This window comes from Mesorhizobium sp. B2-3-15 (assembly GCF_006442875.1).
GTDB classification, from domain to species: domain Bacteria; phylum Pseudomonadota; class Alphaproteobacteria; order Rhizobiales; family Rhizobiaceae; genus Mesorhizobium; species Mesorhizobium australicum.
On sequence record NZ_VFVO01000008.1, the window covers coordinates 1 to 13,218 of the forward strand.

13 protein-coding genes and 1 pseudogene are annotated in these 13,218 nt (G+C 62.3%); 7 read left to right on the plus strand and 7 right to left on the minus strand.

Annotation, left to right across the window (positions count from 1 at the left end; all coding sequences use genetic code 11):
• Positions 1 to 211, plus strand: a 211-nt coding sequence (locus FJ954_RS17165) for a TAXI family TRAP transporter solute-binding subunit (RefSeq protein WP_246681082.1), incomplete at its 5' end; no start/stop codon positions are given.
• Positions 212 to 297: 86 nt separating this feature from the next.
• Positions 298 to 2,355 (plus strand): TRAP transporter permease, encoded by a 2,058-nt coding sequence (locus tag FJ954_RS17170; RefSeq protein ID WP_140662088.1) that lies wholly within the window; start codon positions 298 to 300, stop codon positions 2,353 to 2,355.
• Positions 2,356 to 2,532: 177 nt separating this feature from the next.
• Here the strand turns inward: FJ954_RS17170 and FJ954_RS32375 are convergent.
• Positions 2,533 to 2,760: pseudogene (locus FJ954_RS32375) on the minus strand (ATP-binding cassette domain-containing protein); the annotation flags it as partial.
• Here FJ954_RS32375 and FJ954_RS17180 point away from each other — a divergent pair.
• Positions 2,743 to 3,093 (plus strand): hypothetical protein, encoded by a 351-nt coding sequence (locus FJ954_RS17180; RefSeq protein ID WP_181177839.1) that lies wholly within the window; start codon positions 2,743 to 2,745, stop codon positions 3,091 to 3,093. The pseudogene FJ954_RS32375 and the gene FJ954_RS17180 overlap by 18 nt on opposite strands.
• A gap of 304 nt (positions 3,094 to 3,397) precedes the next feature.
• Here the strand turns inward: FJ954_RS17180 and FJ954_RS17185 are convergent, their stop codons facing one another.
• From FJ954_RS17185 to FJ954_RS17205, 5 genes are all read right to left on the minus strand, one after another.
• Positions 3,398 to 4,261 (minus strand): VOC family protein, encoded by an 864-nt coding sequence (locus tag FJ954_RS17185; protein ID WP_140662090.1) that lies wholly within the window; start codon positions 4,259 to 4,261, stop codon positions 3,398 to 3,400.
• Between the two features lie 54 nt (positions 4,262 to 4,315).
• Positions 4,316 to 4,765, minus strand: coding sequence for a DoxX family protein (locus FJ954_RS17190; protein ID WP_281407726.1), 450 nt, complete (start codon positions 4,763 to 4,765; stop codon positions 4,316 to 4,318).
• A 20-nt stretch (positions 4,766 to 4,785) separates the two neighbouring features.
• On the minus strand, positions 4,786 to 5,415 hold the full coding sequence (locus tag FJ954_RS17195) for an NAD(P)-binding domain-containing protein (RefSeq protein ID WP_140662091.1): 630 nt from the start codon (positions 5,413 to 5,415) through the stop codon (positions 4,786 to 4,788).
• A 114-nt stretch (positions 5,416 to 5,529) separates the two neighbouring features.
• A complete protein-coding gene (locus FJ954_RS17200; RefSeq protein ID WP_140662092.1) occupies positions 5,530 to 6,441 on the minus strand; it encodes a LysR family transcriptional regulator in 912 nt (303 codons plus the stop codon).
• Positions 6,442 to 6,574: 133 nt separating this feature from the next.
• On the minus strand, positions 6,575 to 8,014 hold the full coding sequence (locus tag FJ954_RS17205; RefSeq protein ID WP_140662093.1) for a saccharopine dehydrogenase C-terminal domain-containing protein: 1,440 nt from the start codon (positions 8,012 to 8,014) through the stop codon (positions 6,575 to 6,577).
• A 708-nt stretch (positions 8,015 to 8,722) separates the two neighbouring features.
• Here FJ954_RS17205 and rnk point away from each other — a divergent pair.
• From rnk to FJ954_RS17220, 3 genes are all read left to right on the plus strand, one after another.
• A complete protein-coding gene (gene rnk, locus FJ954_RS17210) occupies positions 8,723 to 9,166 on the plus strand; it encodes a nucleoside diphosphate kinase regulator (RefSeq protein ID WP_140662094.1) in 444 nt (147 codons plus the stop codon).
• 145 nt (positions 9,167 to 9,311) lie between these two features.
• Entirely contained in the window at positions 9,312 to 9,854 is a 543-nt protein-coding gene (locus tag FJ954_RS17215; protein WP_140662095.1) for a nucleoside-diphosphate kinase, read from the plus strand.
• Between the two features lie 322 nt (positions 9,855 to 10,176).
• Positions 10,177 to 10,347, plus strand: a complete 171-nt coding sequence (locus FJ954_RS17220) for a hypothetical protein (RefSeq protein WP_140662096.1) — start codon at positions 10,177 to 10,179, stop codon at positions 10,345 to 10,347.
• A gap of 232 nt (positions 10,348 to 10,579) precedes the next feature.
• Here FJ954_RS17220 and FJ954_RS32260 read toward each other — a convergent pair whose 3' ends face one another.
• Complete coding sequence (locus FJ954_RS32260; RefSeq protein ID WP_281407727.1) at positions 10,580 to 10,702, minus strand: hypothetical protein; 123 nt, start codon at positions 10,700 to 10,702, stop codon at positions 10,580 to 10,582.
• A 1,318-nt stretch (positions 10,703 to 12,020) separates the two neighbouring features.
• On the opposite strand from FJ954_RS32260, the gene FJ954_RS17230 reads away from it, so the two are divergent.
• On the plus strand, positions 12,021 to 13,166 hold the full coding sequence (locus FJ954_RS17230) for a PTS sugar transporter subunit IIA (protein WP_140662098.1): 1,146 nt from the start codon (positions 12,021 to 12,023) through the stop codon (positions 13,164 to 13,166).
• Positions 13,167 to 13,218 lie beyond the last annotated feature (52 nt).

The following is a 13,218-nucleotide window of genomic DNA, read 5'->3' on the forward strand; positions in this document are numbered from 1 at the left end:
CGCCGCGCAATGGGTGACCAGCGCCAAGCAGACCGACGACCTCGTCTACAAGATCGTCAAATCGCTTTACAGCGACGAAACCCAAAAGGCGCTGCAGGCTGGTCATGCTAAGGGCAAGCTGATCACGCTCCAGAACGCGGTCACCAGCGCCGGCATTCCGTTTCATCCCGGCGCGGAGAAATTCTACAAGGAAGTCGGCACCCTAAAATAGGAGCCACTTGGACCGGCTGACAACAACGAGGCGGAAGGCATGCTTTCCGCCTCGTTTGTCTGGGGATTCAGGATGCGGAACCGGCTATGAGCGACGACGACAAGATCAAGCTTTCCGCAATGGAGTTCGACGAGGAGAAGGCTCGCGAACTGGAGGAGAAATTCGATTCCGAGATCCGCTTCCGGCCACTGACCCGTGTCGCGGGCTGGCTGGTCGGCTTCCTCCTGGTGGCGCTGTCACTGTTTCACTACTACACCGCCGGCTTCGGCCTGCTGCAGGAAATGCTGCACCGGGGCATCCACCTGTCGATGGTGCTGGCGCTGATCTTCCTCGTCTTCCCGCTGGTGAAGAAAAGTTACGACCAGCCCGCGCAGTCCAGCCTGCTGCGGCCGCTCGGCATACCCCTTTTCGACTGGCTGCTGGCGATCGCTGCGGTCGTCGTCGTCATGCACGTGCCTATGATCCCGCTCGACGACCTTGCCTTCCGCGTCGGCAATCCCACGGCGCTCGACGTGGTGTTCGGCCTTATCCTCATCCTGCTTCTGCTGGAGGCAACGCGCCGCTCCGTCGGTATCCCGCTGCCCATCATCGCCGTCGTGTTCATGGCCTACGCGCTGTTGGGGCGGTACATGCCGAGCATTCTGGTGCACCCCGGCGCGTCCGTCTCCCAGCTCATCGATCACCTTTATCTGACGACGCAGGGCATCTACGGCATCGCGCTCGGCGTCGTCGCCACCTACGTCTTCCACTTCGTGCTGTTCGGCGTCTTCGCCACCCGCATTGGCCTCGGCCAGCTCTTCCTCGACTGCGCGGCGTGGGTCGCCGGCCGCTACGCCGGTGGTCCCGCCAAGGTGTCGATCTTCGGCTCGGCGCTGTTCGGCATGATTTCCGGCTCGTCGGTCGCCAACACCGTCACCGTCGGCTCGCTGACGATCCCGGCGATGATCAAGCTCGGCTACAAGAAACATTTCGCCGCAGCGGTGGAAGCGGCGTCGTCGACCGGCGGTCAGGTGACGCCGCCGATCATGGGCGCAGCGGCCTTCCTTATGATCGAATTTCTCGAACTGCCCTACACGACCATCATCCTTGCCGCCATCGTGCCCGCCTTCATGCACTTCTTCGGCGTGTTCATGCAGGTGCATTTCGAGGCCAAGCGAACCGGCCTCAGGGGGCTCAGGCCAGACGAGATGCCCGATGTCGTCGAGGCACTGAAGCGGGACTGGCCGACGATCATCCCGCTCGTCGTCCTCATCGGCGTGCTGCTCTCGGGCTACACGCCCTACATGGCCGCCTTCTGGGGCATCACCTTGTGTATTCTCGTCGGCCTGCTCAATCCGCGCCGGCGCATGTCGGTCGCCGACATCGTGACGTGCCTGCGCGACGGCGCCAAATATGCGCTCGCAGTCGGAGCCGCCGCCGCAACCGTCGGCATCGTCGTGGGCGTCGTCACCCTGACCGGAGTGGGCTTCAAGCTGTCCTACATCGTCACATCGACGGCTGGACACCTTTCCATTCTGTTCGGCACCTTCATCCCCGAGGCGATCTTCTCGGCCCAAGGCCTGACCCTGCTGTTCACCTTGATCATGACCGGCGTGGTCTGCATCCTGATGGGCTGCGGCATCCCGACGACCGCGAACTACATCATTATGGTGACGATCGCGGCACCGGCGCTTGTCATGCTCGGCACCGAGCCGATCGTCGCCCACTTCTTCGTGTTCTACTACGGACTGCTGGCGGACATCACGCCACCGGTGGCGCTGGCGGCGTATGCCGCCGCTGGCATGGCGGGGGCGGACCCGTTCAAGACCGGTAACACCGCCTTCCGGCTCGGGATGGGCAAGGCACTGGTTCCTTTCGTGTTCGTCTTCTCACCATCTCTGCTGCTGGTGACGAAGGATTTCACCTGGCCGAACTTCTTCCTCGCCTTTTTCGGCTGCGTGCTGGGCATCACCTGCCTGGGCGCCGCCCTGTCGCGCTATCTTCTGGTGCGCACACGCCCGTGGGAAAACGTGCTGCTTGTGTTCGCCGCCCTGCTTCTGGTGGCACCCGAACTCTATTCCTCGCTACTCGGCATGGCGCTTTTCGTCCCGGTCCTGCTGCGCCATTGGAATGCACGCCACACCGAAGAGGCGCAACCAGCCTGATCAGCGCCGCTCCAACGCAATCCTTCCCGGAGTTTCGACGTCGCGGATATGCGGAAAGATGAGAGGGGGCGGACCATCGAGTCCATTGCTTCAGCATAGTCCCGAAGATGTCTGCTCTTGAGAAGGGGCGACGACCGGCATGAGGCGCTTAGCATCCACAACTCCACTGGGGTTCATAACCAGGAGGATCTTTGGGTTGCGCACCAATGCACGCGCTATAGCCAGCATCTGTTGTTCGCACCTGACAAATCCGTACCACCGCTGGTGCGTCGTTCCAGCCGGGTGAACATCATATAAATACGTTCCAGCGGCCACCGGTCATACAGTCAATCCGGCCAGGATAATGTTCTCCTCGACGGTCAGGCTGCCGAAGATGCGTCGCTTCTCGTGCACCAGTTGCATGCCCCCCGGGCGATGCCGTGCGCCTTCCTGCCCACCTGGGCGGTCACGCCGGCGGGGCTTCACCTGTCCGTGGTCGTGGCGCTGCTGGGCCTGTTAGGTGCCTGGCTCGGCTATTCCGGATACCGCTCGGTGGAGAAGGACGGAATGCGCTTAGCTATGCCGATTTCGGTGGGATTGCTTTTCTTGTTGACGGGATGTGTCACCGCGCCGAAAGACGAACCCGATTCCAGCACGCCGCACGACCTCACGGATGTCGAAAAACATCGGATCAAGTTCAAGACCCCGGACGCACTGTTCTCACCCGTTCGCGCGGTCGTTCCCGGTCCGGCAAGATGACGGTATGTGGATGGGTCAGTGTGAAGTCCGACTTCCAGACTATCCCAGGTACCCTGACAACAGCCCGTTCGTGGTCACTTACATTTATGAGGAACCGCAGCTCAGGGATTTCCGCCTCGCTCATTTTGCCAATAAGCAGAGCGAAGTCCCGCCGTTGTACGTCCTATGCTCGACGCTCGGAATTCCGTTTTGACCGAAGGAAAGGCGCGAAGCCGGCAACCCGCCCGGCTCGCGATCCTTAGCCGCCGCTGTGCGGCGGCAGCCGATCAAGAGCTATCCTTTAGATCCAACGCGTGGCCGCATTTCACTTCCGGATTTTAATTGCGGTGCCCCAAGGGTCAGAGAATCTCACCGCACTCCTCTCGTTCGTGTGGGCGATTGCCATTCCTTCCGCCCGGGCGACTAGGCTTGCCAACACATCGGCGTCCCGTGCAATGATTTCCACCTCCTCTAGCCCGGCCGTTCCGGATGGACGGCCCGCCACCCCGCGACTGTTCCAGACGTTGCCCGCGAGCTGATGATGGTAGCCGCCGCTGCCATAGAAGGTTGCGCCGGGATAATCGACGGCCACGTCGAACCCGAGGACATCGCGATAGAAGCGGTCCGCCACAGCCGTGTCCCCGACCTGGAGATGGACGTGTCCGATGCTGCCGCCTTCCGGGAAGCCCGCCCATTCCGTTTCCCCCGCTGCCTTCAGGAGGTCCTCGACGTCGAGGCGTTCCGTCGCCATCTGGATGTTGCCGTCCTGATCGCGCCATCTTGAAACGGGACGATCCGCGTAGACCTCGATTCCGTTCCCTTCCGGATCGCTGAGGTAAAGGGCTTCACTCACGATATGGTCTGAAGCACCCTGGATCCGTATTTCCGCGGCTGTCACAAAGGACAGCCAGCGGCCGAGGTCCGCACGGGAGGGCAGGAGGAAGGCCGTGTGAAACAGCCCTGCCTGTCTCGGATCGCCAGGGCTGAGTGTGGGGTCGCCGTGCAAGGTGACCATCGACGTTCCGTTTGCGCCCAGCGTGACGCTTCCCTTGCTTTCGGCAGCGGGGATCAGGCCGAGAACGCGCTGGTAGAAGCTCGAAACCGTATCCAGGTCGCGCACCTTGAGGGTGACGGTGCCGATGCGCATGGGCGCGGCGTTCATGTCGAAGAAGTCAGATGTGTCGGTCATGATGGTGCTCCAGCGAGAGGGGCCGCGGCTCATGCCGCGGCCATTGAGGCGGGATCAAGCCTTGGCACGATTCAGTGAGAACGCGCCATCTCCAAGCAACGCCTGGACAATAAGGCCGACCGTCCAGAATGCGGGAAATTCCCAACCGCCGCCTTCATTCGAGAAGAAGAAGCCGGCAGCGCCATGGGGAGCGTAGATCGAGCCGAGCAGTACTGGCACCAGCGCAAGTGACACCCAACGGGTGGCGACGCCAACGATCAGGGCGATGCCGCCGGCAAGTTCCGCCGCGATGACAATGTAAGCGAGGAAACCTGGGAAGCCGAGGCTTTCGAAGAATCCGACGGTGCCACCCGGGGTGAAGATCACCAGCTTCAGCCAGACGTGGGCGAGAAAGAGGACGCCCATCGAGGCCCGCAGGATAGTCGCGGCGAGATCGGCATTGCTCACGCCCTCGATGAAGGTCGGCCGGGTGGACTTTTGAACCGTTGCGTAGGTCATGGTCATGTTCCTTGTGTTTGAGACAATCAGGCAGCGCGCTGCCAGGTGGGGGCTATGTCGGTTCCGTGGCCGAGGCCGTAGCCGAGCGTGATGTTCAGCGCCGCGACAGGCTCCAGGAAACGAGCGGTGGCGAGGCTACCCGTGTCGGTTGCTTCGAACCCGGCGCTGCGTGCCAGTTCGATAACCAAGGCCCGGGCGTCGGCATCGTCGGAGGCCACGAAGGTAGTGGCGGCACGGCCACCGGCCTTCCCGCCGTTCTGGAGCACCTGCGCGAAGATCGTGTTGAACGCCTTCACCACCCGCGCCTGGGGCGCATGCTTCTGGATTTCTTCGGCGGCGCTTGTCGTGTGGCCGATGCTGAGGCCGGAGTAGTCGGCCTTCATCGGGTTGGTGATGTCGACCACAACCTTGCCGGGCAGCCCGCCTGCGGCATCGATCGCCTCGGCCGCACCGTCGTACGGAACGGCGAGGACGACGATGTCGGCATCGGCGGCATCAACAACTGCCACTGCGGCTACTCCGCTGCCGATGTCGCGGGCGGCAGCTTCGGCCTTGGCAACATCACGAGCGGCGAGTGTGACGCGATGTCCGCCCTTAGCGAAGAGGGCGGCAAGGCCCTTGCCCATGTGGCCGGCTCCGATGATCGAGATGTCCATGTTCGTTCTCCTTGCGAAGCGCCTTCCTGGCGCGGTCACCTGAAGATGGGGAAGATCACGTCGTATGATAATCCGGCTCATAGGAAGATGATTGCATCCGGAACGGAAGCAATGTCACCAGCCCGCCTCCCATGCCGGAACACCTCGGTAGCGCTCGACCAAGGCGTCGACGAGCAGTCGCACCTTGGCTGCGAGATGTCGGTTGTGAGGATAGAGAACGTGAACGTCGTAAGGTTCGCTCTCGAAATCCTGCAAGAGGCGGACCACCCGGCCGGACCGGATGGCTCCCCCGGCGACGAAACCTGGAAGGCAGGCAATGCCTAGGCCCTCTTCCGCTGCCTGCAGACAGGCTTCCGTGTTGGAGTACCGGATGCGTCCCGTCACGCCCACCGTGTAGGCCTTTCCGGAGGAATGCCTGAAGGGCCATTTCTCGGGTTCGCGGAAGTTGGTGTCGATGATGCAGGCGTGGCGTGTCAAGTCTTCGGGTCTTCCGACTGGGTTGTGGTCCTCGACATAGGCCGGAGTTGCGACGACGACGATGCGGACGGCGCACAGCCTGCGGATGGTCAGGCTCGAGTCACCGGGGCGCCCGACACGCACTGCCATGTCAAAGCCCTCGTCCACCAGGTTCACCACCCGATCGGTGAAGCTGACGTCGAGCTCGATGTCGGGATGCCTGCTCGCGAACTCATTGAGCGCAGGGGCGAGTTCGGTGGTGCCGAAGGTGAGTGGAGCCGTGAGGCGAAGCCGCCCGCGCGGTGACTGGGAGATGTTGCGGATGTCGAGGTCGAGGGTCTCGAGATCGTCGATCAGAGGGCGTAGCCGCTCGTAGTAGGCCTGCCCGGCTTCGGTCGGCGAAACCGAGCGGGTCGTCCGGTTCAGGAGCCTTACGCCGAGGTCCGCCTCCAGCCTCGAAACGAGTTTTGATGCCTGTCCGGAACTGGTCTTCAGCCGTGTCGCAGCGCTGGCGAACCCCCCGGTTTCCATCACCGCGATGAACATCCGGTCGCATTCGAGACGGTCCATTGCTTCCTCCAACGACACAAAAAAGTGTCGAGCGAGGCTATTCTATCTCGATCAGGCAGCAGTGGCGACGACGGCCTATAGGCTACGGCGAGTAGAACCCTTGCCGCCGTAGCCGATCATCGGCAACCAACCGTCAGCCGACGAGCACGTTGCGGAACTGCCACGGATCCGATGCGTCGATGTTTTCCGGAAACAACCCGGGCCGACCGTCGAGCGGCGTCCAGTCGGTGTAGGTCCCGGAGACCTTCCCGAGATAGGGCGTCTGGATTTCCAGGCAGCGGCGGAAGTCGAGCTCCTCGACTTCGACGATGCCTGCCGACGGGTTTTCAAGTGCCCACACCATTCCGGCGAGGATCGCGGACGTCACCTGGAGGCCCGTCGCATTGTGGTGAGGGACGAGCACACGCGCCTCTTCAATGGAAAGCGTCGAGCCATACCAATAGGCATTCTTGCCGTGGCCGTAGAGCAGCACGCCCAATTCGTCGACGCCATCGGCGATCTCGTCCTCGCCGAGGATGTGGAAGGTCTCCTGCGGCGTACCAGCCTTGCCGAACATTTCATGCAACGACAGTACGGCGTCGTCACATGGATGATAGGCGTAGTGGCATGTTGGGCGATAGGCAGCCGCTCCGTGCTCGTCGCGCACGGTGAAATAGTCCGACAAAGTGATCGCCTCGTTGTGGGTGACGAGGAAAGCGTGCTGGGCTCCGGCGGTCGGGGTCCAGGATCGAACGCGCGTGTCGGCGCCGGGCTGCAGAAGGTAGATCGCGGACTGCGATCCCTTCCCATGCCTGCGGCCGTTCTTCGGCATCCAGGTTTCATGCGTGCCCCAACCCAGTTCGGCCGGCTGCAGCCCTTCGGCCACGAATCCTTCGACGGACCAGGTGTTGACGAATGTCCCGATCGGTTTCGGCGACAGCGAACGCTGGGTGTCGCGCTCGGCGATATGGATGCCCTTGACGCCGACATGCTGCATCAGCGCGGCCCATTCCTCCCGCGTCTTCGGCTCCGGAGCTTCGATGACCATGTCCGTGGCAAGGTTCAGCAGGGCCTGTTTGACGAGCCATGAGACCAGACCCGGATTGGCGCCGCAGCAGTTCACGGCTGTCGGGCCACCGGGGTTTTTTGCCTGCGCATCGAGGATGATCTCGCGCAGGGCGTAGTTGGTGCGTGCCCCGGGCCCGGCGTTCTCATCAAGGTAGAAGCCTGCCCAGGGCTCGGCGACGGTATCGATGTAGAGCGCCCCGACTTCGCGGCAGAGCTCCATGACGGCGCGCGACGAGACGTCGACCGACACGTTGACGCAAAAACCCTGGCCACCGCCGTCGGTGAGGAGCGGTGTCAGGAGGTCACGGTAGCCGTCTCGGGTGACCGCCGCATGGACGAAGCGAACGCCATTCGCGTCGAGGAGCGCGCGGTCCGCGTCGTTCGGATCGATGACGACGAAGCGAGAGCGGTCGAACTCGAAATGGCGCTCCAGCAGATGCAGCATGCCTTTGCCGATCGAGCCGAAACCGATCATGACGAGGGGTCCCGTAATCCTGCCGTGAACCGGCCATTCGTTGTTGTTCATGAGACTGTCCAATCTTCAATTCTGCGCCTGTTCGGCGCGCTGTAATGCGCGGGGAGATCGCCGGACGCGGAAACGCGTCCGGTTTGTCGCGCGTCGGCGCGATCAGTGTTTGAGCCACTTGTCGGGACGGGTCCGTTTCCGGCTACGTCGTGGGATGACCGCCCCGCGCCCAAGGCGTGTAGACGGTCATGATCATCGTGTTTGAAAAGGAGATTGCCGCGCGGCGTCGATCGACCGCCACCAGCATTTTGGCCCACAGCCGGGCGCAACGCGTCCCGACCGGGGGCTAGTTGCCCGCGATGGGGCACACCCTGAAGAGAATTCCGCTGAGGGGGAAGACACTGGTCATCCCCCAGAGGTGGGAGCTATCGGCATGCTTGTCAAGGCAGCCGCGGCGGCAGCGTCGGGCATCCTCCCCCGTCGGGGCTGGAGCAATATTTCGCCCGGCTTGACTTTGCGTCTGGGGCGTCCCACGTTCTGTAGCATGTCGACTGATCGCTGCATCCACCCGCTTGAACGGGCGTTCCCCATCGCGGGCACCTAACCCCCGGCTCGGTCGCGTCGCGCCCGGCCGCGGGGCATATGCCTACTCGCGCTGCGATACGCGGCACTGTAGGACCGGCGACAAACCAATCCACACAGACAGTCCTTCAGCCGTTGGCGCCCTTGTCGCGCCCGCGTTTTGATCAATTTGGAAGAGTTTTGAAAATGACCACCACTACGGGCAGGCGCAAGCCTGCCATCACCATGACCCGCTCCGACCATTCCAGCCTGTCGCGCCTTGCCGAATCCCGCGCGGCGCGGGATCCGGATATGCCCGAGCAGTTGCTTACCGAACTCGACCGCGCTCGCGTCGTGGAAGACAGGCGCATCGCGGCCGATGTTGTACGCATGGGCTCGACGCTACGGTTCACTACCGACGCGGGCGAGGACCGGACCGTCACGCTGGTATTCCCTGGAGAGGCTGACATCGCAAGGGGCAAGGTGTCCGTCCTGACGCCTATCGGCGCGGCGTTGATCGGCCTGTCCGCCTCACAGTCGATCGATTGGACGTCGCGCGATGACCGCGTCCACAGGCTGACCGTCGAGCACGTCGAACAGAACGATGTCGCACGGCCTGCGCGGCCGCAGCCTGAGCACCGGACGGCATGACCATGTCAATGCCCCTCAGCCGCCTCTCGCTTTACGGAGGATGCCTCATCGCAGGATCGTAGCCCCCTGTGCCGCACACATGCGGCCAGGGGTTCTCCACCTCGACCCGACTCACCGCTCCCAGGCGGAGCAATGGAGAACTACGATGTCAAAAGAAACCTGCATTCTAACCACAAAGGACTTCACGATTGTCGAAGTCATGCGCGACCGTTGCCTCGGCCAGGACGATCTGCTCGCTCCGATCCTCAAAAGGAAGATCGAATCCGCTATCGTCATGTTCCGCGATGACGTTCCGGACGATGTCGCCACCATGAGCAGCCGCGTCACGTTCAGCGTGGACGGTCGCGATCCCGATACTAGGATCATCTCGCACGACCGGATGACGTCTCCGATCGGCATGTTCCTGCCCGTCACCACCTTGCGCGGGCTGGCGCTTCTCGGCCTCGCTGAGGGTGAGCACTTCATCTTTTCGAACAGCGACGGCGTGGAGGAGCGGATCCTGCTCGAGAAGGTCCACTACCAGCCGGAGTCCGCGCGGCGTGAAAAGGAAGCTCTGGAGAGACACTCACTGGGACAAGCATCCGGCAAACCTTCCCTGAAATTGATACGCGGTGCGTTCTACGACCGAGCGCCGCTCGTCCCAGTCTCCCCCGACGGTTTCGACGATCCCGGCCCTTCGGCTGCGTGACGGCAGCGCCGCGCTAAACGAGGGCAGACAATGAACAGGTGTTCGGTCGGCTGTAGTCGAGCTCGGTCGTCGGCGGCGACAGGCGGATCACGTAGAGTGCCGCAATTGATCTGTTTCAAGGGGCGAAATGGAGAACTATCAGCTACTTCTGATCCTAGCCCTGCCCTTTCTGGCAGGGCTCGCGGCGTTGCTCCTTCCGTCAGATTCGAGCGCTTCGGCCACATAGTTTGCCGGGGCGACGACCTTCGCATGTCTCGCGTTGACGCTGTCGCTCTGCCCATCAGTCAGCGATGGCGGCACCGTCCATCACAGGACTGCAAGGATGCCATCGCTGGGGGTCGACTTCACCCTCTGGACGGATGGGTTCGCCTGGATCTTCGCCTTTCTGGTAAGCGCCATCGGTTTCCTCATCGTCATATACACCCGCTACTACATTTCGCCCGAAGATCCGGTGCCGCGATTCTACGGTTCTTCCTGGCATTCACGGGCTTGATGCAGGCGTCATCCTGTTAGGCAACCTCATCGTCCTGGTCGTGTTCTGGGAATTGACCAGCATCACCGTCACCACTCCGGTCACGCTGATGTTGCTTGCGCGGGCGTCTATCGCGACTGTGCGGAGATGGACGCGACCGTACCTTCGCGCACGATACTCGCCGTTGGCCCTATCGCAGGATGGAAGCAGCGACAGCGCCTCATGAGGGACGCCGTCGCGCAGAATGCGGGTGTCAGCGCCGCTTCGCTCCAAGTCCGGGCTTGGCGATCGCCGACACTGTCGACGGAGCTTGAACCTGCTTCTCCTTGGGCTGCTTCGGCTTGCGGCCTTCGCGATTGCCTTTTCTGGTGGCCATTTTCGGTCTTCCTTCTTCCAATGCCCATCGAGCCGGCCGCATGCGAGCGCGCCAGACGCCTGGATGGAATGCTTCGAACTATAGAACGGGCAGCCCTGGTCCTGGGCGCTCGCCGCGGACCAGGGCTAGAGGCCTGTTTTGGGCCGCCGCCGGAAGCAAAGTCCGTAAGATGGAATTCTATTCATGGTGTGCATCATGGCCAAGATTAGAATAAAGTCAAACATAATGGGCGCGCACCAAGCAGTGACGCAAGGCCGCACTTAAGATTTGCAGCTTGAAACATCCTTCTGGAGTTGTTAAATCTATTGTATGTTAAACGTCATTCAGAAGAACAACTGGTTCGCTTTTATAGCGCCATCCCTGACCCGCTCTTAGCCCCGAGCGGCTCGAACGCACGCGTTCGCCGCCTCGGGGATTCCAACATGACAATCATGCACAACGCGATGGCGCGCTTCCCAACGGGAACGCACCAGACGTCATGCACGCTGCCAGCGCAATCTTGCGCGCGCGGCTCAGTCAACATCGTGAATGGAGCGGCAATCATGTCCGAATTCAAACAGTCAGGTACCCGTCCCAGTTCAGGCCCGCGATCCGGTTTCCGCGCGGCATTAGCGGTTTTCGTCTCCCGCGCGATGGAACGTTGGCACCGCAGCCAGCGGCCGCAGTGCTTCATCGCCTCGAAGACAGGCAGCTGGAAGACATCGGCATCTCGCGGAATGAGATCCCTCACGTCGTCGCAGGTCTCGTCCCTTCGAACATCGAGACCTCAACACAGGAATCCCGGATCTCGGCTCATGCCGCCAGGCTCCTTGGGGCCGCCCGATACCAGTGATGGAGACCGAAATGGATATGACGACCAAGACAATCGTGGGCGTTGGCCTCCTCAGCATGATGATCATCGCTTTCCTGGTGATCTGAACGAACTGCAGCGATGACGCGCCGTCCCGAGAGCCAGGCTAGGTTAGGTAGACGCCACCATGCGCATTGAAACGTTCATCAGGATATCGAGGCTTGCCGGGAAAGGCCGAGTCCTTTCCCGGAGCAGGCACCCCACCCTGTATTCCCGCATGTAGGCGCCTGCTTCCGGGACCCTTTCGACAATGCGGTTCATTCCGCGGCGCCTGCGCGCCGCATCGATGGAGCGTGACATGAGAAAATCCCGGTCGAGACGCGTTTGCCTTTCCTGTAGCCGTCCGTTGCCTCGGGCGGCGTCCCGTTGCCCGTGGTGCATCGATTCCGTCGTCGTGCCGGCGGCGCTGCTCGATCACCCCGCCCCGCATCGCCACCTACGCGGACGCGACATGATGCCGAGGCAATCATGAAACTTAGCGAACTCCTCGGAGAGGACGGTTTCGTGCTAGGCGTGCTGTCAGGAGAGAAGCGTTCTGCCCTCAAGACGGTCGCGGCGAAGCTCGCCGCCAGAACGGGACCTAGCGAAGGAGCGATCCTGAACGTGCTCCTGCGGCGCGAGCGCCTTGGGTTGACGGCGACGGCAACGGGTGACGGTGTTGCGGTTCTGCACGCAGTGCTCGATGGCATATCGGAGCCTGCAGCCGTCATCGCGACACTGAAGCACCCTATTTCGTTCGACGGGCCAGACGACAAAAATGTCGATCCGCTGCTCGGCCTCCTATGGCCTTGCGGCGGCAATTTCGGCGTGGTGACGAGCTTCGAGTTCAAGCTGCATCCGATCGAGCCGGAGCTGATGTTATGCGGTCCGGCCTATCCAGAAGAGCGCGCCAACGAGATCATTCCACTCTGGCGCGACTTCATGCAGACCGCACCCGACCGCCTGAGCGGCCTGGCCGAGTTCTCCACCCTGCCCGACGATCCCTCGATTCCCGAGCATGCAAGGGGCCGGCGCGTCCTGGCGCTCGCGCATGTCTATGACGGACGGGCCGACGAGGGCGAGCGGCTCGTGGCGCCGTTGCGCAGCTTGGGGGAACCACTCGTCGATTTCAGCGGCCGCATGCCGTATCGCACCATCCAGTCGCTCTATGACGGGCTGTTCCCGAAAGGCCGCGACCGCTGCTACTGGAAATCCACCTACCTCTCGCACCTCGGCGACGAAGTCATCGAGGGGATCACCGCGCGGATGGTGAAGCGGCCCTCCGAAATGACCTTCGCGTCGATCTGGAAGTTCGGCGGTTTCGTCCAGCGCGTTGCAGCCGATGCAACTGCCTTCGGCGACCGTTCCATGCCCTTCATGCTCAGCCTCGACGCCATCTGGCTAGGCGCTGACGAGGACCATGCGAACATCGGCTGGGTTCGCAGCTTCTTGCAGGACATGCAGCGCTACGCGACCGGCCGCCTCTATCTGAACTTCCCCGGCCATGGCGAAGGAGCGGACCTCGTGCGCGACGCCTTGGGAGCCGAGGCCTACGCGAGGCTCGCCAAGATCAAGCACAGATACGATCCGGACACCCTGTTCCGCCTCAACCAGAACATCCTGCCAATGCACTGACGCGCAATTTCAAGTCGGGCGTACGGTAGCGCAATTGCGAAGCCAAGCAACT